Source organism: Moheibacter stercoris, from assembly GCF_040545805.1.
Lineage (GTDB): Bacteria > Bacteroidota > Bacteroidia > Flavobacteriales > Weeksellaceae > Moheibacter > Moheibacter stercoris.
In genome coordinates, this window is sequence record NZ_JBEPMO010000001.1 from 120,844 (window position 1) to 146,483 (window position 25,640).

Below are 25,640 nucleotides of genomic sequence, written 5' to 3' on the forward strand. Positions count from 1 at the left end.
AAATAGTAGCAATATAATATTGATAGCTATTGGCCTATGCCTTGTCAAGGATCAAATCCTTGACAAGGCATATAAAAAAATTTTCATTTAAATGGGCTAAACAATACTTTGAAGTTCCGTCTTGATAAAGGGTTTCTTTTTCTTTTTAATCAAAAATAACCACCCCATAAACAGAGTGGCTTTTGTATACTTTTTTCACGGATTGAAAATCCGCGATATCGGGAAAATACCCGATGAAGTAACCATTATTGACAAGTCCGTAAATGAACGTTTAAAACTTATTGAACAGCTTGAAGAGGAAGATAAAAATACGGTTTACCGTATCATTGATACAATGCTCACAAAGTCTAAGTTTAAAGACTTCTTTCAGAAAAATGTCGCTTCCCTGTAAATAACAAAAACCACTCTTTTTGAGAGTGGCTTTCTATTTTCTTCTTCAAATATCTAAACCCTTTTGGTGGGGATTTGATTGGAGCGGTAGGCGGAAGAACACAAATCAACATATTTTCATTATTCTTCACCTTCTAAATTATACGATAAAATTTTAATTGAATCGTTCTCTTTTATTAAATGAATTAACTCTATAGATTCGCCTTTATCATATTTTACTTTATATTGAAGTAGGCATTTCCAAAATTCATTATTCCCTTTTTGTCGTTTTGTGCTCCATTCTATCAGCTCCCTCTCTCTATAATTTCCTAATTTCTCATTTAAAATAAATAGAGTGCTATCAAAACGATTAATTGGTACGTTTAACAATAATTCCTTACTTAAAAGTGACTTTATGCTATTATCATACTTTTTATCAATAATGTAGGAGTATAACTGTTCAGTTATCTCTTCACCTTTCTCTTTTTCGCTTTCTTCATTAGTTATTGAAGCGTTAAAATAACAACCTATGGTTATTATCAAAAAAAATCCAATAATTGGAATATGTTTCATAATTTATCCTTGTATTTCTATTGCTGTCAAATCTATCAATAACATTATGATACAATACATCTCATATTGTGTAAATGATTCGAGCTTTAGCTCAAATTCATTATGTAACGATAGAACCTTTCTACTTATTGATGCTACTTCGTTTTTATTAAGATAGGTTTTCCCAAACTTTTTGGAAAAAAAGTTATTACTAAATCTATTGAATATTTCTACGTCATCGACTCGAAGGGAATATGAAAATAGATTTTTCCTTTTTACTGTTATTTGGACTGGTAAATCTTGAAAAACAATTTTAACTTTTACAACAAGAAACTCAAAATAGTCATACTCTAAAATCAACTTTTCGTCATCAATAGTAAAAATCTTAACATTAGTATTAAAAAACCAGCCCTTTTTTCTTTTGGCTTTTAATACCGGAAGCTTCTCTTTATATATTATAAAATCATCATTATATCTAGAGTAAAAACGATATACTTCCATTGCTACTTTTCATCCTTTTTTAGACCAATATTTATATTTAGCTCAAATCCTCCAATAGCTTTTAAACCACCTCCAATGTTTATACAGTTACAGTTTGTATCTCCTTTTATTGTAGCCTCTCCTGTAGATAAAAAGTCATAATCTCCTTTTACTCCAGGACCTAAAGCTCCCGCTGGACCAAGATTGACTCCCCATTGAGTCTCTCCATTCTCTCCGGAAGAATAGTATTTAATTGGATCACTATGTTCTGGAGGCATAGCCTCATTAGTAACATAATCAGCCTTTGCTCCAACAGCTAATTTATTATTAAGAACCTTCCCATTAACCCCTATAAAGTTATGTCCTTTACCATCTCCTTTTTCCGCATAAAATCCACCATTATTTTTTTCTTGACTACTCCATCCTGCTTTACCTACTTCTGTAGTAATAATCCCTGCTTCAGCTTCTACAACACCTGCTTTTGCACCTAACTGAACCCCTATAGTTCCCTTGACTTCCACTTCGACAACTACATTCTCCTTTACCCATTCTTTAGCTTCGGTTGTTTTAGTGGAAACATAATTAGCCGCCTGACTTGCTTTATCTTTCAAGTAGTCAAACATTTCAAGTTCCAACCCCTCCAACTCTCTACCCATTCCCATTTTATTTTCCTGGAATGCATAGGTTGAGTTGTAAGCATATTGTTCCGCCAGCGGATCAATTGACATAAATCTCCCTATTGCATAATCATAATTCCGCCACTTAAAGCTGTCCCAGTTTAATCCGAGTTCATCCTGGCGTTCTTGTCCTTGGTACTTATATTGGTAATCTGTCTGAGTTACACCAATAAGCTTTGGATCATTAGTATCAGGGATTCTTCGGTAATCATGTTTCCCTCCAGATACATAAAATTCATGTTTCAGTCCAAAGGGATAATAGTGATTCTCTTCTAATATATGCAATAAACTGGTAGCAGGGTCTTTGGCGTAACTCAATCTTACAGAGCTTCGCTCGCAAACTTCAACCAAAGCAATGCTTTGGTTTCGTTCGTCTAAATGATCTGTATAATTATACACATAATTATACGAATAAGAAGTAGGTGGTGAGTTCAACGATTTGTTAGCGGGTGTAGCCTTCACATAGCCTTCTGGATGAGGAAAAAACTGCAATACTTCTCCTGCATATTGCTCATTATTCATTTTATGTGGCTTCGCCATTTTTTCTGGTATTCGCGAACCTCGTGCCTCGGTTTGAAAGCCATCTAAATAGTCTACGATTTTTGTTGTTGTACCATCCACTACTGTCTTCTTTAGTTTTTGACCCGCTGTCCCGATAGTTATCGGGATAAACATATCTTATCTTATTTGTACTTCCGGTCCAACTAATCTCTATAGGTAAATTTAGGTAATTGTATTTAATTTCGGAAATTCCTTTGTTCAAATCGGAGATCATGGAGCATCGCTCGATTTCTTCGAAAAAACATTCTCAATGTCTTTTCTCGAAAATCATTAGCATCATAGGTGTAACCATTTGATGTACTGGAACCTCCATTGTCAAATCCTTTACTATTTGCAGTTGTAGCATTGCTTCTTTTGTTAAATGCCACACGATGCAAGCGTACGGCAGAGGGGTTACTCAATTTTATGGATTGATTTGTGTTTGTCGCAAAAAAATAATTTATGCTTATTTTCCTCGAACCAAGCAATCCATTTATTTATTATAGTTTCATCCACAACTCTTATCATACTTATTCCTATATGTTTTTTCGAAGTGAATATACTTGTTATATTCTCAAAAAAATCAATTGCTTCACCTTGAAATTTATTTATATAAACACTATCATTCAAAGCATCAACATATTCCACTTCATACAATTCTGGGTATTCTCTTACGTCTATTTTATGAGCAGCAATTTTTACAATAGTTAGATAATGGTCATAAATTGAGTCGACCTTAATATTTTGTAATTCTTGCGCAAATACAACTCGAGATATGAGTAGAAATATAAAAAATAATTTAGATTTATTTAACATTAATATTGTTTTGGATTATCAACTACATCTCCATTATAAATATAAATATCCACTGTTTTAGAAACAGTTCCTATAGTAGTAGTACTTCTTAAAATAGTACCAATTTCACCTTTTGTTGACATAAATTCCATTGCTTCATTCTCTACTCGATTAGATCCATTGACTTTATTTTCGACTTCTATTCCTCTCTTATGTGATTCCATTTGTTCTGTTTGTTTTAAAACTTGTTTATCAAACTGTTCATATAGCTCATGAGCAATTGCACCTTGTGCAGATACATATTCCGAGCTAGATAAATCACTATCCCCTAATCTAAAAACATCAGCTACATCAATTTCTCCTGTTGAATAAGAACCTATTTCAACTGATGAGTCATTGCCAACCAAAGAAATATTTGTAAACTCATTATTAGATATTATTTCCTGAAAAGTATCAAAAAACGCTTTTTGTTGTTTTGACATATCTCCAGTTTTACCAGTGCTTGAAAGGGTTGTTTTTCCTTCAGAATTTATATTTACGGTATAAAAACCTCCCAGCCCATTATTTACCATTCTTTCAAATGATTTTTGCACTTTTGAGCTCGCTGAATTTATTATGAGAGAATCTCCTTTAAAATCTACAAAATAAATTGGATTATTCTTTGTATAATGATATGGTGTATTTGAGTTATATTTTTCAGCAAATCTATCAATATTAAAAAATCGACCTATTGCAGGCTCATAGTTGCGATTCCCATAGTCATACAACCCAAGCCCCAACTCGTCTTGGAACTCTTTGCCGTTGTACTTATATTGGTAATCTGTTTTGGTAACACCTATCAGTTTGGGTTCATTGTCATCTGGAATAGCTCGATAATCTCTTTTACCTCCACTGATGTAAACCTCATGTTTTAGTCCAAATGGATAATAATGGTTTTCTTCCAATATATTTAACTGATTGGTTGCAGGATTTTTTGAATAGGATAGTCTCACATTTCCTAAATGATCGGTGTAATTATAAACATAATTATAAATATAACCTGTAGGTGGTGAATTTAAAGACAAATTTGTAGGTGAGGCTTTTACATAACCTTCTGGATGCGGAAAGAATTGCAACACTTCTCCTGCATACTGAAAGCCATCCAAATAATCTACTATTTTAGTCGTAGTTCCGTCCATCACTGTCTTTTTTACTTTTTGGCCTGCCGCATTATATACATACCTTATCTTGTTTGAACTTCCCGTCCAACTAATCTCTATAGGTAAATTTAGGTGATTATATTTAATTTCGGAAATTCCTTTGTTCAAATCAGATATCATGGAGCCTAGCTCGCTTTCTTCGAAAAAACATTCTAAATGTCCTTTCTCGAACATCATTTTCATCATAGTTATATTCATTAGATGTTACCGATGTTCCATTATTGAAACCTTCACCTACAACAGTTGTAGCATTGTCAACAACTTCTTTAATGCATTCAAAATTAATTGATCCAGAATCATTTGTATTCAATCATTCTTTTCTATTCTATTTACGCCAAGGCGAACAGGTCGTGTCAATGGGTTAATTCTTTTTATCTTCTTAACCATTTGTTTTTGTGTTAATAGAGGGATCCTTTGTCACTATTTTATTTTTTAATTTTAAAACCTTAAGATTTTTATTTTGAATCATCTTTTAAACTTCCTATATGTTATTGTTCGGGATGTTCTTTCAACGCAGTATTAATAAACTCCCAACGAACAATCTTATCTCCTTTTAAAACATCAAAAGCATTATTATTATCACACATATCAAAAGGATTCAAATAAAACAATCCTATTTTATTTTTTTCAATTTTTAAAACATTAAGACTTGAGCTCGAATTAAAATCACAAAAATTAATATCTATTTTTTTTTTCAAGTAATCTGAAGAATTAAAATAATTAAAAACATCGACTATAAAACCTTCTTTTGAAATATCTATAAATTCTTTATTAATTATTAATTCGGTTGGCTGAAATAAGAAATTATGAAAATAGTAATATTCCTTTCTCCCATTAACAAAAAAATAATAATATTCAACATCGTTACCTGAATGGTAATTGATTATTATTAATCCTTCTAAGGATATATTCAAATATTCTAAGGTTTTGGTTAATAAATCTTTTATTTTTTCTCTTTCTGCTATTTCAATATCCTCTTCTAAACTTACAAAAGGAATATTGTTTTCATCTTTTTCATATTTTTTAACCAAAGCCTCATTCCCTCTTTTATAAGTTTTATGAATGGTCTGTACACTTAAACATCCACTAAAAATTATGAGAATAAGCAATGTATAAATATATTTAATATAATACATAAGTTATGATTTTAATTGCCACAATAACATCCTCCTGAATGTTTTTGATAATAATTGTATCTGTTTTGTAATATAACACCTCCGAAAGCACTCTTGCTTATATCGTAAGCTTTTTGTAAATCAGTTTTATTTTGAAATACATTTCTAACGCCATTATTATTAAAAAACACACTATTACCATCGTTATCTATAATTGTTGAACTTTTAACACCATTGACATATTGAGTTCTTAAAGGATGTCCCGATTCCGCTCTGATCATATTTTCTATATGAGTAGCATAAATTTCATTTTCATGTACACTTTTATTTTTAGATTTAAAATACATCCAACTGATACCCATATATTTATATGGATCTTTCACGTGTCCCATTTCATGTCCTAATTCAATAAAGTTTTTGCTCATTTGAATCCCTTCAGTTGTCATTGTTGGTATATTATCAGCATATCCCCAATCTAATAAAAGCTTATTTCCGGTTCTATCAAATTTATTACTTAAAAATTCTATACTTATATCATTACCTTCTTTATCAAAATGGTCAATTAATCCTTTTCCTGTATCCCCACTTTCTTTTAAACTTTCTAAATTCACAATGGTTTCAAAAACAAAGTCTGATAAATAAGTATTTCCATCAATATCCTCATACTTACCCGTCTCTTCATTCTTTTTTTGTGTTTTCCCATCTGTATAACGATAGCTTCCATTTGATCCATCATTTATATAAATCCACTCACCATTCACATCAACAAAATAAACTGGATTATCCCCCGCTCTCGCACGATTAACGAAGTGTATCGTGTGGTTTACAATACATTTACAACTCATCATTTTAGCATATTGGTTATAAGTTTAATAAAGTTGAATTTAAGAATTAATCAGAAACTATAAAATGTAATTCAATTATTCCAGGAAGGTTTTTTGGTTTTGTTTTAAAACCTCACAATTATCCCGATGCTTCGGGAGTGCGGTAGCGGGGGGGGCTTTCTCTGTTTTTTTTTAGTTATCTATAGGAATATTTGAGCTGGAGAGTTTAGTGGCTGATGACAAATTTTTATTATATCCAATAGATTCCAATATCCAATCAATTAATTCTTTATTATAACAATTATTCTCATCAGACATTATTGTTATTAATGTATTGAAAATCTCATAATTGATTTTGTCAAAAAGTAATATTTTATCTTTTTTAGTTATTAAGATATAAAGTAAGTTATGAGATTTTAACGTGGAAATTTCATATATAGCCAAATCTTTCTCTTCAAATATCAATCTAGAATATACCATGTTGTATTTTACCGAATCATCATCAACACTAAGAAACTCTTGATTATAATTTAATTTACTCACAATTAATTCCTTAAATGGAATTAATTTTTTATCGAAGTATTCCTGTGATTTCAAAACTATAGGTTGTATGAAAAAAAATATTAAAATAAATTTATAATTAATCATCTTTTTTTGATTTTAATTCATCTAAATGTTGTTGCTCTATTTGATTTGGTTTTTTTTCTCTATCAGATTTTATTCCTTCAAAAACATTTGCTCCTTTTTGATTTAAATTTTCTTCATCTGTTGCATGAACAGATTCATGAGTACCTAACGATCCCATAAAAACATCTATTCCATCCTCCTTACTTAAATCATATGCATCTTGTAATGTCTGATCAGGTATTTTGCCTTCAGCATTATCGGCTATCTTTATTAAATTTTCTACATTTTTTTCAAAGATGACAATCTTTACTTCATCAACAATAGTTTTTTTTGTGGTTTTGTTCCATTTTAATCCTTTAGGAAACTGTGTTTCAGCTAAGTTAGTTGGATTTATATCTGTTTTATTAATTTCTAGAATAACAGAATGTTTGGAATCTCTCATTTTATTCAATTGAGTTAATCCAGTCTTTGTATTAGCCATTGCGTTTCCAATTCTTTTGGTGTCGCTTGAAGCATTATTACTCCACTTTAATGAGCCATCACTATTTACTGTATATGTCACTTTTTTCCCATCGGTTCCAACAATCCAACTAGGAGCCATACCATCAGGATCAATAAAGAATACAGGATTATTAAAAGCATAATTATAAGGAGAATGTTTCCTCATTTTCTCCGCAAGTGGGTCCACATTCATCCAACGTCCCAAAGCAGGGTCATAGTTTCTTGCTTGGTAGTCGTACCACCCAAGCCCCAACTCATCTTGAAGTTCTTTTCCGTTGTACTTATACTGGTAATCCGTTTGGGTAACTCCAATAAGCCTAGGTTCATTATCATCTGGTATGGCTCTATAATCTCTTTTACCCCCGCTGATATAGACTTCATATTTTAATCCAAAGGGATAATAATGGTTTTCTTCCAATATATTTAACTGATTGGTTGCAGGATTTTTTGAGTAGGATAACCTTACATTTCCTAAATGATCGGTGTAATTGTATACGTAATTATAAGAATAGAAAGTAGGTGGGGATGTTGGAGTTGCTGCACCGGGTGTTACTTTCACATAACCTTCTGGATGCGGAAAGAATTGCAACACTTCTCCTGCATATTGCTCACTGTTACTTATTTTGTGGCTTCGCCTTTGTTTTGGCGTTCGCGAACCTCGTGCCTCGGTTTGGAAGCCGTCTAAGTAATCCACCATTTTTACCGTACCGTTTACCACGTCTGTTACTTTTTTGCGCAGTTTTTCCCCTGCTGTCCCGATTGCTATCGGGATAAAGATATTCAATTTTGTTGTTTTTATTGACAGGCACGGATTACAAATCCGCGACATCGGGGATTTAAATAAGTTTGTAGTATAAAAATTTATAAAAAGCTTGTTTTTATCCATAGAATGCGGCAGCGGGGGATTTTTGTCACATTAAATAATATAAGGTCAAAAATGGCACAAATGACCTCATCTTTCCCTTGAAAATACTTAAAAATTAGGTAAATTGCTACTAGAACCTTTACCTTATCTCATTGATAGATACTGTATAGATAAAGCATAGATAATGCATGAAGTATGTATAATATTCTATTTAAATTCTATGAAAACAACGATGAAACGTATTTGCATCTACCCAAAGGACATCCAATTAATTACAGGGAAGAGTTACCGACAAAGTGCTCGCTTGATGCAAAAAATTAAATCAGAACTTAGAAAGAAAAGCAATGAGTTCCTAACATTTGATGATTTTTGTTGCTACACCGGAATTAAATATGAACAAATATCTCATTTAATTAAAGGTTGAGAAATTTAAGAAATTCATCAATAATTCCATTTTCCTTGATTGATCTGAACAACTTCATTATTTTTTAAACACCCCTTCTCAATGAACCATCATTCTTCCATAACTTTAATCAACTAGTTCTACCTTTCCTAAATCAACGAAATGTTCACCCTCTCAAAACATAAGATTAAAATTTGATCTGTTTTCCAATAAATATCCTATAATGAAAGAATTTTGACAATCAAAGAATAATTCATTTATTTACAGCAATTTGAAAAACAAAAACTTATCCGTTTTCATTAAAACGGCTTATTGTTTAATTAAAATTTTCCTTGTTTTGTATAATAACCCCTACTCATTTAATACTTTTAGAATGAAATTCTCTAAACCAAATACCCTACAATGATACGTTTATTCAGTATATACATTCTTTTACATTGCAGTTTTTTAAAAGCTCAAGACCCAAAAGAATATGATTCAATTTACAGAAAAATTTACCTAGATATTTCTCAAAAAGATTTTGAAAAATCATTGCACTTAGCAGATTCTTTGTTTCATATATCCAAAACTCCCTTATTCAAAACCAAAAGTTTAATGTTAACCGCCACTTTGCATCAACAAGCAGGTGAAGTTAAAAAGGCATTAAAATATGCTTTAGATGCTGAGAAACAGATCCAAACCACCGATTATTTAGATTGGAAAGCTCGTGTTTATGGATTTCTCGCAACAGAATATAGGTTTATTGGACTGTTTAGTGAATCAAAAAAATACTTGGATAAGACAGAAGATGTAACATCCAAGGTCAAAAATGAAAGTCAAAAGAAAAATTTAATGAGTTTCATCTATCAAGAAAAAGCCTATCATGAATTAGAGAAGAAAAATTATCATGAATCATTGCGTTTTTGTCAATTATCTTCGCAATTTTTCGATAAAATAAATTCAGCAAACAACATTTCTTATGCAAATAACCTACACTTAATAGGGCTCAATTATTATTATTTAAACCAAGATTCACTTTCTTTAAAATATTATCAGGAAGCTTTAGAGATTGTGAAAAATCATACCACTAGTTATCATTATAGCATAGTAAATAATGCGATCGCAAACGTATATTTAGATGCAAACAACCTCGAAAAGGCGAAATATTATCTAGATGAAGCAAAAACTGTTTCTCAAAGTTCCAATTATTTGCATTTAAAAGTTGAAGTATTAAAATCATTCGAGAAATATTATTTAAAAGCAAAAGATTTAAAAAAACTTAAGGAAACACAGGAAAGCAGAGATTCACTTACACAACTTGCAAAAACTGGATACACAATTTATTTAGATGAAACATTTAAAGGACTAAATGAAAATACTCATTTAATTAAAAAGAAAAATCAAAACAAAAATGTTTTAATCGCATTAACCTTATTTCTACTCCTTGGATCTCTTATCTGTTTTCTAATTTACAGAATTCAGAAAAAAAAGGAACACAAAAAAATTCAACAATCCATCAAAGAATTGGAATTAAAATTAGAAATGCAGAGCAAAAAGCAGGGATCTAATCCAATGACTGTAACTCGCTCTAGTAAAACAGACAGCCAGATAGAAAATGAGAACAAAAATAAATTAATGACTGAGGAGACTGAAATATATCTAATCAATAAATTAAGCGAATTTGAATCTTCAACCCTCTTTTTAAAGAAAAACATTTCACTCACCTTTCTAGCTTCAGAATTTGGTACAAACACCAAATACCTATCTTATATCATTAACATACATAAAGGGAAGGATTTTAATAATTACATCAATGAATTGAAAATTATGTACATCATTAAAAAATTAAATGAAGATCCGCAATATCTATTATACAAAATCTCAGCCCTTTCAGAAGAAACCGGATTTTCATCTCAAAGCAAATTTGCCGCTGCTTTTAAAAAGTTAGCCAATGTCTCACCATCTGATTATATCAAAGAACTTCGTAAAAAATATACAGTGATTGATTCAAATGTGTGAAAATGGCTAAAGAAAGGCTTCTAAGATTGCCAAATTACTGAATTCGGCTTTATAAAAGCTTGATTTCAAACATTCCAGAGTTCTAATATTGCATCCTCAAAAACAATTAAGGATAGCAACTATCTTGAAATTTTAGGACGCATGGAAATACACAAAACTTTTTTAGTTCAATTAAAACAAATCTCTTTTTCATTTTTTCTCATCATGTTTTTTGCTGGTGGAAACTTTCTATGGGCTGAAGGGTCCAGAGATTTATATCCGTCTGGTAAGGAAGGAAGACGAGCCTATTTAAGATCTCATACCTCAACCAATGCCAATTGGCCTTTCGCAAACCATGGCGTTCATTTTGTCTATGCAAAACCTGGTGAAATACTAAGTTTGGCCACTAGTGCACAAAATACAGGAGGAAATTCTCGAATTCGTTTATATGACCCAGAGGGAAATCTCGTTGTCAACAACAATACCTTGGGTAGAATACCAAACAGAACTGCTGAGTTAGCAGGGCCATTGTTATATGGAGAAGCTGCAAATGGAAATAAATACCAAGGGATCTACTATTCAGTAGTTTTAGAAGGAATTTACCGCGTAGAAATGGTAGCCAGAGGAACTAGTGATCCCTCTGCATCTTACAATGCAGATGCAAATTGGACAGAAGCAAATGATGCAGGAATTAGGGCTTGGGATATCTCTGTTATCAATACTGCCAATACAGGATTTGAGACTGGAAGAGTTTATACCAATGTTTTGAACTTAACTACTGGTACAAATTCACCCAATTCAACAGGATTTTATGGTATTTTCTATGTTCTTACAAAAGATGGTTATACCTATCGTGTCAACAATAATGGTAACAATGGTATGTATTTTACCTTTATGGTAAATAATAATGGCTTTTTAGATACTAGCACAGGAAATCCTATTTACAAAAGTTTAAATACCACAACATTACCAAATGGCTCGGTTCATAATCCAAATTATGCAGATACCTCCAAACAAATAACCCATAAAATATTTTATACTTTACCCAATCCTAACCTTCCTTCTGCGTCCATCGGTGCTGTACCCGAGGGTAGTACATGGCTAAAAAATACTGTAACGGAAGCTTCCGTTATGAATTTGAGCATCAAAGGTGTCGATGGAACAGAAGGTCAAATGGGAACAAAAGGAGGCTATATTCGATTTTCAACGAACACACAAGGAAACTACAAAATAACAATTGCTAGTTCAAACTCTCCAAGTTTGTTTGAACCTAGAATTTTAAGCGGTGTGGTAACTTTGGGAGAAAATGAAATTTTTTGGGATGGATTTGATGGAAATGGTCAACAAATACCCGAAGGAAACTTCCCCATTTTAGTCTCAGTTCAATTATCAGGTGCAGAAGTACACTTTCCGTTTTTTGATATGGAATACAATCGATTTGGGACGATTGTAGAATTACTAAATCATCAGAATTTAACAGAAGTAATTTCTGACATCATTTATTGGGACGATCGTAATATATCTAGCACTTCGAATGGATCTTCTCCAAGCCCAATCAATAATTCTCACTTACCTCCTGCCAATAGTGTAGGGATAAGTAGCAATTTAAATGGACATATTTGGGGTGTAAATGGTTCAGGAACTTCTGGTCTTTTTGGTGACAATAGAAGCATTGATACTTGGACATTTATTATGGGCGAAAATACAGAAGTTCAATCTACTTTAGAAGTAAAAATAGCCGATTTAATGATTTCAAGTCTTACGGCAAATACCTCCGAAATTGGCCTAGGCGAACCATTTACGGTGGAAGTAAAAGTCATGAACCAAGGTCCAAGTGATGCAGATGGATCACTCTTTCAATTGTTTTTACCAATTGGGATTGAAGGAATAGGCTTTCAATTTGATGGAAATTCCTGCGGAATGGAATCCAGTGGTCTTGTGTACAATCCGATGACCAATGCCTATGAAGCCTACTTGAACTTGCCGAGTGGATGTGAAATTATTTATACAATTCACCTAATTGTTTATCAACCATTAGAAATTAACAGTTTAGAAATCACCTCAACTATTTTAAGACCAAAAGATTTTACAGATCCAGACGCTACAAATCCAGATATCCACATTCCACCTACCAATCCATTTTTTGAATGTGAAAACAATGGATTAGGAGGAATCTGTAACAACATAAGAGAACTTAATCTGCTTTATAATCAGCAAACTTATTGTGTAGAAAATACAAAAGTTGGGGATTTTAAGTGGGAATTAGACAGCAATCCAGAGGATATGCCGATGAAAGAAGAATTCTTGATCGAACGAAACATCCTAGGATATAAACTTGACATTTATAAATTAAATCATTCACTTCAGGTTTTAATAAATGATCTAGCCATTTTCTCTACAGACATTCAATTTGATGTCCAAAACCAAAATATTCAATTTCAAGATGGCGATCGATATGGTTTTGAAGTTCCAGCAATTGGAGAACTTATTGGTTCAGAAAATAAGCCTATTCTTCAAATTATTATTTCAAACAATGGAATGCTGACCTTGAATGGTGCAAAAATATCTGAGGGTGAATTATATCCATTAGTTTTCACAAATCAAATAAACGTTCCTAATTGGGTTGATGGACTAAATTCTCTCGTAATTCAACAAAATCAAATGTCCAATTTATTAATTGACGGAACTATAAATAAACTATCGACCATCATCTGTCCATGTGTAAAACCTGGAAAACAAGGTACACCAACCCATTTTACAGATATTGGTATTCTTACCAAAAGACAATCAGACACATTATGGCCCAAAAATGTGCCCAATGGATATTTGGTAATGGATAGTTCTCACAAAGGATTTGTTCTAAATCATCTGACTACAGAACAACGTGATTTGCTAAACCCAATTGAAGGAATGTTGATTTACAATACAGATCTAGGCTGTGTCCAATTGTATAGAGGAAATACACCAACTGTAAACACGACGAGAATTGGCTGGAATTGTATTGAAAGAAGTTGTAACGAATAATAATTATTTATGAGAAATTTAATTAGAAGTATTATAGTTGTTCTATTGTTTTTAGGAACCAATTTATGTTTAGGTCAACTAGTGATTGGTAAAGAAATGGCCACAAATGAAAGCGTCTTATTGGAATTCGGACAAGATAACAAAGGACTTATTTTGCCATCGGTTATTGACGCTCCAAATTCCGTGGGAGGAACCATGATTTTTAGTATAGAGCAAAAATCTGTACTCGTTAAAGAGGAAAAAAATAATGGTGTCGCTACCAATTGGACCAATTTAAGCATCAATGAGCAAGAAGGAAAAGTTCATGATTTCTCAAATCTAGGTGAAGATATTATAGTTGATAGTACTGGGGTTATTTTAGGCTCTGACACATCATCCAAACCAGGAATTTTAGTTTTAGAATCCACTGAAAAAGTACTTGTTTTACCCAAAGTAAATCAAGCACACAACGATATTGTTTCACCGATTGCAGGTACCATTTTATACGATACCTCATCTGCAATGCTTGCTGTATTTGATGGAAACAATTGGAGTTATTGGAATTAACTTAATCAACATATTTTTTAGTAGAGTTAGGGAGAAGCCCAATGAGAGGTTAAGGTTAGAGCCTTGAGAGGGGTTAATTAGGTTTAGGTAGTAGGGAGAGAAATTCTCCCTACTTTTTTATCAATTAATTTTTCAAAAAGCAATAGGTTTTTTATATGAATTCTAGAAAAAATTGTATCATATAAAAATATAAGTGTCTAAAAATATTGTAATGAAAGAATTTTGTTAATCATTCATGTAGGCTCCCCATATTCAGTACAGTTCAAAATTTCTAGATTTCCACAAGATACACTTTATTAATTATGAGGCAGCGGGTGGATTTTATTCATTTTTCATATTTGTAGTTGGTGGATTATTTGTTGGATTTATGAAATGATTCTGTTTATTACAATCCCCAAAATATACAGTTAAGATTGTATCCTTTTTATGAATTTTGAAAAAATCTTGTCCTTTAATTTTTATAAAAGTGTCTCCTTTTTCCATATAACCACTATACAAAGTCCAACTTTTTACATTGTCTTTACATTTGCATCTTTCCCCTGTTTCTGGGTTTACACCTTTCAAAACCATAAATTCAGGATGAGAGTTCTTTGAATAATCTGTAGATAATATTAATTTACATTCATTTTCTAAAAACAAATTTTTGTATTTATCACAATGTCCATCACATCCAAAAAGAATTGACACTATAAATAAACCAATTATGTATTTATAACTTTTTTCCATCGAATTCAAATATGCCATGTAGTAAATATTATACTATCCTAAATCTCTCTCCAACCACAAGATTGCATCGAGAGTTCAATTATTAAAACCTTCCATAATTATCTATTATTCCACAAGATACACTTCGTTAATCGTTCGGCAGCGGGGGTTGGATGAATAATGATTCAGAATCCCTTCATAAATATGAAGGGATTATTTTATGTATTGTAAAACTTGATAACCAAGAAACGATATTGTATAATGTGGTGAATTGTTAAAATTTTCATGTGGGTTATAAGCTAACTCATCATTTTTTTTATAAATTTCTGATGATTGTAGAAACTTCGAAATGTGATGATTAATATTGAAAGGACCTATCGTTTCAGAAGAATCCATAATTAAATTCATTGACTTAAGAAAGTTCAAAGTTGAAATTACATCTGTTTGATTAATATTTGTAAAGCTACCAATCAAAATTTCTTCACTGAAATATGCCTTTCCTACTTTATTATTATATTCAGCTATACCTTTAAAAAAAGGCGTTCTACCATCTTTTTCATTAAGATCAAATTTGTTTAATATAATTACATCAATTTCAGATAATCTTATTAATGATTCAAGAATTGCAGATTTATTTTCAAATCTAGAATTAATATTTAATGTTGAATTTGCGAGGAAATTTGATAAATAATCTCTTTTCTTTTCCGAAAATTCTTCCTTTCCATAAAAACACGTTTTAATTAATAAAGATTTAAATTCATTACTTGAAATATAAATTTTATCTACCTGATCCTCTAACAACCTGATTCTACTTGAATATTTTTCTAAAATGTTCTGAATATGTTTCTTGTGAACATAATCCTTATATTCACTCCAACCGGTTGCTACTGATGAAAGAATTGGAACCGATGATGCAATAGTTACCAAACTAGACTCAATAAATTTTAAAGTATCATCATTCTCCATATTTATTAAAATTTAAATTCAATTATATTTAAAAAATTAAATTTATGAGTTTAATTATTTCATTCACACATTTTATCAAATAATAGATCGTTTTTATATTATACTTATTATTAAAATTTTTCATATTTATTGTTTTAAGCAAATATGATTAGGGATTGAAAATAAAGTGTGGACAGGTTTTTTAGGTAAATGTTCGAAAATCTAAACTGAAGAAAAACAAAAAACCCTTCACAAGTATCTGTAAAGGGTTTTTCTATTTTGGTATTTTAAGTTGTGTGGACAACTGTGGATAAATATAAAACTTTATTTATATATAATTAAAAGAAGTCCAATTAACTCTCTAACTAATTCTCTAACAAACTCTCTAACTAATTCTCTAATTAATTCTCTAATTAACTCTCTAATTAACTCTCTAATTAACTCTCTAATTAACTCTCTAATTAATTAGAGCTTTACAAGCTTATAAACTATTTAAAGACCCATTTAGAATTAGTATCTGATCCAATATTTTTAATGATTTCTTTTCTTCTCATTTCAGAAAGTAAATTATTAACTTTAATTTTCTTTTGACGATCCTCCATCCATTCAGGTAATTTATTCCATAAAAGATCATCAACGTCTCTTCTGGTTAATTCTTTATGCTCTTGTATAGCTTTCGAAATAAGATCTACATAATACTTTTTATCAAAAGCTTTATTTTTTGAGTAAGCAGCTTTCTGACCAGTTTCTTGAGCAACCTTCAATCCAATAAAATAATTTGGTTTTCTTCCTTCTATTAATTTCTTTTTCTTCAATAATCTTTCTTCAGCAGTAGATAATTCTCTTTTCTTCTGAACCTTATCCAATAATATTATTTCCTCCAGAGAAAGTTCTTTATGATTTGCCAATAAGCGGGCATAATCCATATCAAGTATTTTTCCTGGTATAGTAACTTTTACTTTATTGTTGGAAAGATCATAATCTGGCATAGGAAAAAATCTAGCTCTTTGAAAGTTAAAAATCTTTTTTATTCCACCACCAGCTGTATCAACCATTTTTAAATTATACATAGCTGTAGCAAGAAACCGATTTCTATAGAATTCTTCTGGAGAATCATCTATAATTACTTTTTCAACACTACCTGGTATAAAAGATCCTTGATTCGTAAAAATCAATTGATCTTCCATTTCGATTACATTAATTCTAGAGTTTAAGGTATAATCTTGATGTGCAATACAATTATTAATTGCTTCTCTTATGGAATATGGTTCATATTTAGTTACCTCATCAGGAAATATGGTTCCATCTTTCATATATCTATATTTAATGTTTCTGATTTTAGCAAAAACTTTTTCAACAGATAAAATAAAAGGAATTCCGAAAATCTCATAATCTAAATCTTCATTATTAGAATTTAGTAATTTCCACCTTATTTTAACTTCTGAAGGATTTAAAAAATGTTCAGATTCATCTTTTCCTAATAAAATTAATGCAGTTCTAGTAATTTTACCTTTAATTGTAACTTTAGCTTTATTTAAAAAAATTTTATCATCCCAACTATCAACTTCATCTGCTTTATCTGGAAATTTGCTTTTAAAATTTTTTCTGGCCAATAAAATAGCTTCTTCATCCAAGTCATCAATATCTGCCTCAGGAATTATAACTGCACTCCAATCTTCAAGTATAACTTGTGATCTAATTCGTTCTATTTTTTCTATGTTAAGCGGAGCTAGTTCTTCACCGTCTCTAGAATAATAATGCCCTTCAAAAGCAATAGGTATACCTTTAGGCGCAGCAGGGATTTGAAATAAAATGACTCGACCATCTTTATGTTGAACTTCATAAATTTGAATAAATGTTATTCTATTTGTAGTTTTTTTTGCAACTTCACCTTTAAGACTATCTAAGTTTTTCCTAATTGGCCTAAATGAAGTTCCAACAATTTTATGATTTTTATCTTCTACACCAAACACAAGCCATCCAAAAGGTCTGCCACATAAATTAGCTTCATTACTCAAAGCTGAAAAGTACCTGCCCAGTTTAGTAAAATCATAATTGTTTTTTGCCTCTTTAAACTCTACAACCTCATTCTCAGCTTTTAAATTAAGCAATTCTTTTAGTGTATATTCTATATTATTCAAAGGCATGTTTTTTTATATTTTCACCAATTTAGTAATTAAAAATAATCAACATTTACTATTCTACAAATTCATTGTAGTACAATTCATGAAGTTTAGCCAATTATTTACAAACAAAAAAGGCTCGTTCGCAAATAGTTCGCAAACAAGCCTTTTAATGTGTTGATTTCCAACGAAATCAGAGGTTCCGAGCGGATTCGAACCGCTGTAGACGGTTTTGCAGACCGGTGCCTAGCCTCTCGGCCACGGAACCTTTTACCGTTTAGGATTGCAAATATATAAATTTACTTGGAACTTAATATTCCTTTTCTAAAATGATGCTCACTTTTTCTACATTTCCACCAATTGGCGGGTTGATTTTGGACAATTTTACCTTGGCATAGGTCACCATTGGGATTTCTTGTCCAATTCGAACCAAAATTCGTTCAGCTACTGTTTCCAATAATTTTGCACGCACCAATACTTCTTCTGTTACAATTTTATTCAAATGAACATAATCCACCGTATCGGCCAAATCATCGGTTTGCGCTGATTTTGACAAATCTGCATCGATTTCCAAATCCACCAAATAGTCTGAACCAATCAATGCTTCTTCTCCCAAACAACCATGGTTGGAATATATTTTTATGTTTTCGACAATAATTTTCCCCATCTTTCTATTCTGTTTCTTCTAAATTTTCCAAAGGTCGATTTTGTTTGATAAATTCTGTCGGATTTAAATATCCGTCTTTGATTGGCGAATAACCAGGTCCAATCGGCATTCCGACTTGATTTCGAATTTCAAAATGCAAATGCGCAACATATTGTCCGTTTGCGGTTCCAATTGTACCAATAGGCTGCCCTCTTTTCACATAATCTCCCTCATCAACCAAGATCTGTTCGCAATGCGCATACAAAGATTCTACTTCTCTACCCGCTGGGAATTGATGAATCACACGGATGACATTTCCCCAGCCGCCTTCTAAATCCTCTGCCAAACTCACATACCCATGCGCAATCGCAAAAATAGTATCACCCAAATCGGTATTGCTTCCTTTGTTTCCATTCCAATCTTCGCCCAAATGGTTGTTGACACCAAATGATTGAGCATCGTAATAGCCTTTCGCATTGGGTTTTCCAACCGGAAAGTCAAATCCGTCCACCAAAAAATCTTCCTCAGATTCCTCTTCCAATTTTGGCGATTCCACAATTTCTTTGGATTTTTCTTCTTTTACGCCAACGCTTATTTCCTGTTTACAACTTAGGAAAGCGCATGAGCAAAGGATGAGAACATAAAGTTTTTTCATCGGATAAAAATAAAAAAAAGTAGGAAGATAATTCTCCCTACTTGCTTGTGATTGTTATTTTGCCCCTAAAAAATGACTTTTTTATTTTTTGAATAATTCAGCCACTTTGTCCCAGTTCACTACATTGAAAAATGCAGAAATATAATCAGGACGACGGTTTTGATAATTCAAATAATATGCATGTTCCCATACATCTAAACCTAAGATTGGTTGACCTTCACAACCTACTCCAGGCATCAAAGGATTGTCTTGGTTGGGAGTTGAACAAACTTCCAATTTTCCATCCTTTACACACAACCAAGCCCATCCAGACCCGAAACGTGTTGCTGCAGCTTGAGAGAATTTTTCTTTGAAAGCGTCAAATGAACCAAATGCTTCATTGATTGCTTCTGCTAATTCTCCTGTTGGTTCTCCACCTCCATTTGGACTCATGGTTTCCCAGAAAAGGTTGTGGTTGTAATATCCTCCACCGTTATTTCTAACAGCTGGTTTATCCATTCCTTTTACTAATATTTCTTCAATCGAAAGACCTTCTAAATCGGTTCCTTCAATAGCTGCGTTCAAATTATTGGTGTAAGCTGCATGGTGTTTATCGTGATGGATTTCCATCGTTTTCGCATCGATATGCGGTTCCAAAGCATCAAATGCATACGGTAATTTTGGTAATTCAAATGCCATGATTTATGGTTTTTTAAAATTAATACTGTTTCTATGTCAAATATAAGGCTGATTTCGTCAAATTATGTGAAGATTAAATTAAAATTCCCCTTGCAGCCTTAAAAATTTTTAAATTGCAAGAGAAATCAAAACCCATGTTGAAATTTAGAAAAATCTTGCTTCGAACCGTTCAGGTTATACTTGCCATTATCCTTTTCGCAATTGGTTTGTTGTATGTGACGGGAAATAGCTACATCATCAGAGGAGTGAAATTGACCTATTTAAAAGGGCATAATACAGCCAACATTGATGACTACAAAGATTTTGATAACAATGTGATTCTGTCTTATAAACCTCAACCTTGGATCGAACATGATTTGTACAATAAAATCGAATTAACCGATACACTTAAAGCAGAATTGGAACGATTTCAGTCCATCGGATTTTTTGTAGCCAAAGACGGAAAAGCTTTATTGGAGCGTTATTGGGACGATTATTCAGCAGATTCTCATACCAATTCATTTTCCATGTCGAAATCGGTTATTACGATGTTACTTGGAAAAGCAATCGAACAAGGATATATCAAATCTTTGGATCAACCAATCACCGACTTCCTTCCTGAATTCAAAGACGATGAATTCGGGAAAAAATGTACCATCGGTGATTTGTCTGCCATGACTTCTGGATATGATTGGAGAGAAGATTATTATTTACCGCTCAATCCGACTGCTAAAGCCTATTACGGTAGCAACATTGAAAAACAAATGTTGAGTAGATCCTTCATTCAAGAACCTGGAGGAAATTTCAATTATTTGTCAGGAGACACCCAATTATTGGCTATCGTTTTGCAAAGAGCCATTGGCATTTCGGTTTCTCAGTATTTGCAAGAGGAATTTTGGCAACCCATGGGAATGGAAAAAGATGCCTATTGGTCCAAAGACCGAAAAGATGGAATGGAGAAAGCCTATTGTTGTTTGAATAGCAATGTACGAGATTTTGCCAAACTAGGCCAATTGTTGTTGCAAAAGGGAAACTGGAATGGAAAACAAATTCTAGATTCGGCTTTTGTCCAAAAAATGGTCACGCCCAATTATAAAGCTTTTGAAAAAGGGCAACCTGCTCGATATGGATATTCCATTTGGACTGATTATGAACACCAACCCAATTTCTATGGTTTGATGGGACATTTGGGACAACGTGTGATTGTGATTCCTTCTGAAAACCTTGTCATCGTACGATTGGGGCATCAAAAAGACAATCGTCAAATGGGCAAAGGATTTTTGGATAACGACACCTACTATTTTGTAGATGAAGTCATGAAAATGCTCAAAACCAACCAACTTCTAAACCAACAACAACATGCTCAAGAAATTACCCGCACAGAAAATTCTATTCCTTGATATAGAAACGGTTCCTATGGTTCAAAATTGGACAGATTTGCCTCAAGATTGGCAAGAATTATGGGCCAAAAAAATTGAACGACAATTGGGTGAAAATGAAACGCCTGCAGATTTCTATGAAAAACGTGCTGGAATTTTGGCCGAATTTGGGAAAATCATCTGTATTTCTTGCGGAATCATCCATCAAGAAGACAAAATCAAAATCAAAAGTTTTTATGGCGATGATGAAAAGTCTCTATTGCAGGATTTCATCGATTTGATTCAAAGCAATTATTTTGATGCGCAGATTTTACTTTGCGCCCACAATGGAAAAGAATTTGACTTTCCTTATTTGGCAAGACGAATGGTCATCCATCAATTGGAAATCCCAAATGTGTTGAATTTCCAAGGCAAAAAACCATGGGAAATCCCCCATTTGGATACGATGGAATTATGGAAATTTGGCGATTACAAACACTATACATCTTTGAATCTTTTGGCAAAAGTTTTAGGAATTCCAACGCCTAAAGATGACATTGATGGTTCACAAGTGGCGCATGTATATTATGTGGAAAAGGATTTGGAACGCATCAAAAATTACTGCGAGAAAGATGTCCTAACCGTCGCGCAAATATTCCGAAAATTTCGAAATGAAAATCTTTTGGAACGAATTGAGGCATAAAAAAACCCTCGCTAAACAAGGGTTTCATATCTTAAGATTCTGTTTCTTCGTTTTCGTCTTCTACTAAATGAGTCAATTTCAACTCGGCTCTTTCAACAGAATTTCGGTACATCTTGATAATTCGAACTTGATAATCAGGCAAGTCCAAAATGTCTCCTGCTTTCAATTCTCGTTCAGGGAAAGTCTCCGCCAATAAACCAGAAAGGGTATCATAGTGTTCGCTTTCTTCAAATCGATACGGCAAATAACGATTCAAATCAGACAAATTATGATGCGCATTAACCGAATACATACCATCACCCAAATTGATCACAATCGGATCTTCATTGTCGTATTCGTCTTGGATTTCACCTACCAATTCCTCCAAAATATCTTCCATACTCACAATCCCTGTCAATTCCCCAATTTCATTGGTTACAACAGCCATTTGAATGTGTTTTTTCTGGAATTGTTTCAATAAGTTCTTGATTTTTGAACTTTCTGCAATGAACAAAGGTTTGCGTAAAATCTTCTCGAAATTTGTTTCGTCTGGCTGATCAATCATCAATTTCATCAAATCTTTGGTATACAAAATACCTTTGATGTTATCCAAGGATTCTTCAAAAACCGGATATCTTGAATAGCCTTCATTAACTGCGTATTCAATTGCTTCGCGCACGGATGTTGTGATGTCAATAGCCGAAACATTTTTACGTAAAGTTTGAATATTGCTGACACGACGATCATCAAATTCAAATACATTTTGAATCAAATCGCGTTCTGTTTCTTCAATTGCTCCACCCTCTTGGCTTTCCATGATGATCATTTTCAATTCCTCTTCCGAGTGAATTTCCGATCCATGAATTGGTCGAATTCCTAACATTCTCAAAATGAAGTTAGCCAAACCATTCATCATCCAAATAATCGGTCTAAAAACGATATAAAAAACTCTCAAAGGCCAAGCGACAGAGAAAGTAGTTTTCGCTGGAAACTGAATCGCCAAGGATTTAGGCGCCAATTCACCAAAAACGATGTGCAAAACTGTAATAACGGCAAATGCACCCCAAATAGCGGTATTGGAAGCAATTGTTTCCCATTGCGGGCCAACCAATCCGAAATTGTCAAAAATGTTGATAATCACAGGTGAAATTGCACTTTCTCCCACGAAACCAAGTCCTAAGGAAGCTAAGGTAATACCCAACTGAGTAGCTGCTAAATAAGCGTCCAAGTTATTGACAATCGTCTTGGACATTTTCGCAATAGCTGGACTTAAGTCTGTACGAACATCAATTTGTGAACCACGAACTTTGACAATAGCAAATTCTGCGGCTACAAAGAAACCGTTCAAAAAGACTAAGAAAATGGTGAGAATTAATTTCCAAATGGAAATGTCATGAGAAACTTCGCCGCTACCTGGAACTCCGGCGGCAATAATAATCGAAAGAAAGGGGTCTCCGTCCATATTAAAAATTTTTAAGGTAGATTTCGTTTCTGTTTTTTTGAAACCTGTAAAATGATTTTACTAATAATCAATACGTTGAAATTATTGACTAAAAACCTTTCACGCAAAAATAGAATAATTTCCAATAAATACAAATAAGGATTTTTTCGTTTAATTTGTGTTTTATTAATACATAGCGTTTTTGAGTTGAGTTTAGATGTAGTCGATATACAAAATTTGTCCTTAGGTTTTGGTGAAAATACCATTCTTACCAATGTTTCATTTTCCATTCCGAAAGGAAAAATCATAGGGGTTGTAGGCGAATCGGGTTCTGGAAAATCCATTACTTCTCTCGCCATCATGGGACTTTTGCCCAAAACCGCAAAAATTTCGTCTGAAAGCAAAATTTTATTTGAATCTTCAAAAGGCAATTTTGACCTTTTGAAGTTAACCGATGAAGGAAAAAGAAGCTTTAGAGGAAAGGAAATCGGGATGATTTTTCAAGAACCGATGACTTCCCTAAATCCCAGTTTACGATGTGGTGAACAAGTAGAAGAATCCATACGACTTCATTTAAAATTATCGAAAGAAAACGCGAAGAAAAGAGTCATCGAACTCTTTGAAAAAGTGTTGCTTCCCAATCCAGAAAGAATATACAAAGCTTATCCGCATGAACTTTCTGGTGGACAACGCCAAAGAGTCATGATTGCCATGGCGATTTGTTGCGAACCCAAATTACTCATTGCCGACGAACCCACAACGGCGCTTGATGTAACCGTACAGAGAACAATTTTGGAATTGATCAAAAAGCTGCAAAAAGAAAGTGATTTATCCTGCTTATTTATTTCCCATGATTTGGGCGTGATTGCGGAATTATGCGACGAAGTTGTGGTGATGTACAAAGGAAAGGTGGTGGAAAAAGGAAGTGTTGAGGAAATTTTCCAAAATCCGAAAGAAAATTATACCAAAGGATTGATTGCGTGTCGACCGAGATTGGATGTTCGATACAAAGAATTGCCAACCATTTCCGATTATTTGAAAGACGAAAATTACCAATCAGAAGTTTATACAACGGAAGAAAGAAATTCATTTCATCAAAACTTATATGCCCAAACGCCTATTTTGGAAGTGAAAAACCTTTCGAAATATTTTTACGCGAAACCAAGTGTTTTCAAAAAGTCAGAAATTTCTGTCAAAGCGGTTGATGACATAAGTTTTAAAGTATATCCAGGTGAAACCTTAGGTTTGGTGGGTGAATCTGGAAGTGGAAAAACAACTTTAAGTAGAAGTGTTTTGTTGCTAGAACGACCATCTGCAGGCGAAATTTTCTATCAAGGAAAAGACATTGTACAACTATCCAAAGAGGAAGTTCGAAAACTTAGAAAAGACATTCAAATTATTTTTCAAGATCCGTATTCGTCCTTGAGTCCCAAAATGAACATCGGAGAAATTCTAAGTTCACCCATGAAAGTTCATCAAATTGGACGAAATCAGAATGAACGATTGGCAATCGCAGGAAATCTATTGGAGAAAGTAGGATTGAGCGCAAATGATCTGAAGAAATATCCGCACGAATTCTCGGGAGGACAACGTCAACGAATTGGGATTGCAAGAGCATTGGGTCTACAGCCTAAATTCATCATTTGTGACGAAAGCGTTTCCGCTTTGGACGTTTCGGTTCAAGCGCAAGTATTGAATTTGTTGAATGATTTGAAAGAGGAATTTGGATTGACTTATATTTTCATTTCGCATGATTTGGCGGTTGTAAAATACATGAGCGACCAATTGTTGGTGATGCAACATGGCGAACAGAAAGAATTGGGCGATGCAGACGAAATCTATGCCAACCCAACAACTCAATACACCAAAGATTTGATTGAAGCGATTCCGAAATTGTGATTTTGATTTCTGATTGTAGATTTTAAGAGCAATCT

At 32.8% G+C, this 25,640-nt stretch carries 23 protein-coding genes and 1 tRNA gene; 7 read left to right on the top strand and 17 right to left on the bottom strand.

Translation table 11 applies throughout. The features are described from left to right. Positions 1–175 precede the first annotated feature (175 nt). On the top strand, positions 176–391 hold the full coding sequence (locus ABID46_RS00540) for a hypothetical protein (protein WP_354505618.1): 216 nt from the start codon (positions 176–178) through the stop codon (positions 389–391). A 119-nt stretch (positions 392–510) separates the two neighbouring features. Here ABID46_RS00540 and ABID46_RS00545 read toward each other — a convergent pair whose 3' ends face one another. From ABID46_RS00545 to ABID46_RS00585, 9 genes are all read right to left on the bottom strand, one after another. Further along, a complete protein-coding gene (locus tag ABID46_RS00545; RefSeq protein WP_354505621.1) occupies positions 511–942 on the bottom strand; it encodes a hypothetical protein in 432 nt (143 codons plus the stop codon). Between the two features lie 3 nt (positions 943–945). Beyond that, positions 946–1,422: a hypothetical protein gene (locus ABID46_RS00550; protein WP_354505624.1), complete on the bottom strand. Its 477-nt coding sequence runs from the start codon at positions 1,420–1,422 to the stop codon at positions 946–948. A gap of 2 nt (positions 1,423–1,424) precedes the next feature. Further along, positions 1,425–2,753, bottom strand: coding sequence for an RHS repeat-associated core domain-containing protein (locus tag ABID46_RS00555; protein ID WP_354505627.1), 1,329 nt, complete (start codon positions 2,751–2,753; stop codon positions 1,425–1,427). A gap of 279 nt (positions 2,754–3,032) precedes the next feature. Next, positions 3,033–3,434, bottom strand: a complete 402-nt coding sequence (locus ABID46_RS00560; RefSeq protein ID WP_354505630.1) for a hypothetical protein — start codon at positions 3,432–3,434, stop codon at positions 3,033–3,035. Continuing rightward, a complete protein-coding gene (locus ABID46_RS00565; protein WP_354505633.1) occupies positions 3,434–4,798 on the bottom strand; it encodes an RHS repeat domain-containing protein in 1,365 nt (454 codons plus the stop codon). The genes ABID46_RS00560 and ABID46_RS00565 overlap by 1 nt, the downstream gene beginning before the upstream one ends. Before the next feature lie 302 nt (positions 4,799–5,100). Beyond that, positions 5,101–5,748 carry a hypothetical protein gene (locus tag ABID46_RS00570; RefSeq protein WP_354505636.1) on the bottom strand — a complete coding sequence of 216 codons (648 nt, stop codon included), beginning with the start codon at positions 5,746–5,748 and terminating at the stop codon, positions 5,101–5,103. 11 nt (positions 5,749–5,759) lie between these two features. Beyond that, the gene (locus tag ABID46_RS00575) at positions 5,760–6,575 is read right to left on the bottom strand and encodes a hypothetical protein (protein WP_354505639.1); all 816 of its coding nucleotides are present in this window, start codon (positions 6,573–6,575) and stop codon (positions 5,760–5,762) included. A 168-nt stretch (positions 6,576–6,743) separates the two neighbouring features. Further along, on the bottom strand, positions 6,744–7,199 hold the full coding sequence (locus ABID46_RS00580) for a hypothetical protein (protein WP_354505642.1): 456 nt from the start codon (positions 7,197–7,199) through the stop codon (positions 6,744–6,746). Then, positions 7,192–8,463, bottom strand: a complete 1,272-nt coding sequence (locus ABID46_RS00585) for an RHS repeat domain-containing protein (RefSeq protein ID WP_354505645.1) — start codon at positions 8,461–8,463, stop codon at positions 7,192–7,194. Before ABID46_RS00585 ends, ABID46_RS00580 begins: the two co-directional genes overlap by 8 nt. Before the next feature lie 886 nt (positions 8,464–9,349). Between ABID46_RS00585 and ABID46_RS00590 the strand changes: the two genes are divergently transcribed. The 3 genes from ABID46_RS00590 to ABID46_RS00600 all read left to right on the top strand — a co-directional run bounded on the left by ABID46_RS00590 (position 9,350) and on the right by ABID46_RS00600 (position 14,494). Next, complete coding sequence (locus ABID46_RS00590) at positions 9,350–10,945, top strand: tetratricopeptide repeat protein (RefSeq protein WP_354505647.1); 1,596 nt, start codon at positions 9,350–9,352, stop codon at positions 10,943–10,945. Positions 10,946–11,086: 141 nt separating this feature from the next. Next, entirely contained in the window at positions 11,087–13,948 is a 2,862-nt protein-coding gene (locus tag ABID46_RS00595) for a phage tail-like protein (protein ID WP_354505650.1), read from the top strand. A 9-nt stretch (positions 13,949–13,957) separates the two neighbouring features. After that, positions 13,958–14,494: a phage tail-like protein gene (locus tag ABID46_RS00600; RefSeq protein WP_354505652.1), complete on the top strand. Its 537-nt coding sequence runs from the start codon at positions 13,958–13,960 to the stop codon at positions 14,492–14,494. Positions 14,495–14,815: 321 nt separating this feature from the next. Here the strand turns inward: ABID46_RS00600 and ABID46_RS00605 are convergent, their stop codons facing one another. The 7 genes from ABID46_RS00605 to ABID46_RS00635 all read right to left on the bottom strand — a co-directional run bounded on the left by ABID46_RS00605 (position 14,816) and on the right by ABID46_RS00635 (position 20,246). Next, complete coding sequence (locus ABID46_RS00605; protein ID WP_354505655.1) at positions 14,816–15,238, bottom strand: hypothetical protein; 423 nt, start codon at positions 15,236–15,238, stop codon at positions 14,816–14,818. Between the two features lie 174 nt (positions 15,239–15,412). Next, positions 15,413–16,165 (bottom strand): hypothetical protein, encoded by a 753-nt coding sequence (locus ABID46_RS00610; protein ID WP_354505658.1) that lies wholly within the window; start codon positions 16,163–16,165, stop codon positions 15,413–15,415. Positions 16,166–16,632: 467 nt separating this feature from the next. Beyond that, a complete protein-coding gene (locus ABID46_RS00615) occupies positions 16,633–18,291 on the bottom strand; it encodes an RNA-binding domain-containing protein (RefSeq protein ID WP_435529310.1) in 1,659 nt (552 codons plus the stop codon). Between the two features lie 173 nt (positions 18,292–18,464). Next, positions 18,465–18,535 (bottom strand) — tRNA-Cys (locus ABID46_RS00620). Between the two features lie 42 nt (positions 18,536–18,577). Continuing rightward, a complete protein-coding gene (gene folB, locus ABID46_RS00625; RefSeq protein WP_354505664.1) occupies positions 18,578–18,934 on the bottom strand; it encodes a dihydroneopterin aldolase in 357 nt (118 codons plus the stop codon). Positions 18,935–18,938: 4 nt separating this feature from the next. Continuing rightward, positions 18,939–19,568 carry a M23 family metallopeptidase gene (locus ABID46_RS00630; protein WP_354505666.1) on the bottom strand — a complete coding sequence of 210 codons (630 nt, stop codon included), beginning with the start codon at positions 19,566–19,568 and terminating at the stop codon, positions 18,939–18,941. Between the two features lie 81 nt (positions 19,569–19,649). Continuing rightward, entirely contained in the window at positions 19,650–20,246 is a 597-nt protein-coding gene (locus ABID46_RS00635) for a superoxide dismutase (protein WP_354505669.1), read from the bottom strand. Positions 20,247–20,359: 113 nt separating this feature from the next. On the opposite strand from ABID46_RS00635, the gene ABID46_RS00640 reads away from it, so the two are divergent. Beyond that, a complete protein-coding gene (locus ABID46_RS00640) occupies positions 20,360–21,625 on the top strand; it encodes a serine hydrolase domain-containing protein (RefSeq protein WP_354505671.1) in 1,266 nt (421 codons plus the stop codon). Next, a complete protein-coding gene (locus ABID46_RS00645) occupies positions 21,585–22,286 on the top strand; it encodes a 3'-5' exonuclease (RefSeq protein WP_354505674.1) in 702 nt (233 codons plus the stop codon). The genes ABID46_RS00640 and ABID46_RS00645 overlap by 41 nt, the downstream gene beginning before the upstream one ends. A 31-nt stretch (positions 22,287–22,317) precedes the next feature. On the opposite strand, the gene ABID46_RS00650 is transcribed toward ABID46_RS00645, so the two are convergent. Further along, positions 22,318–23,727 (bottom strand): hemolysin family protein, encoded by a 1,410-nt coding sequence (locus ABID46_RS00650; RefSeq protein ID WP_354505677.1) that lies wholly within the window; start codon positions 23,725–23,727, stop codon positions 22,318–22,320. Positions 23,728–23,943: 216 nt separating this feature from the next. Between ABID46_RS00650 and ABID46_RS00655 the strand changes: the two genes are divergently transcribed. Beyond that, complete coding sequence (locus tag ABID46_RS00655; protein ID WP_354505680.1) at positions 23,944–25,605, top strand: ABC transporter ATP-binding protein; 1,662 nt, start codon at positions 23,944–23,946, stop codon at positions 25,603–25,605. Positions 25,606–25,640 lie beyond the last annotated feature (35 nt).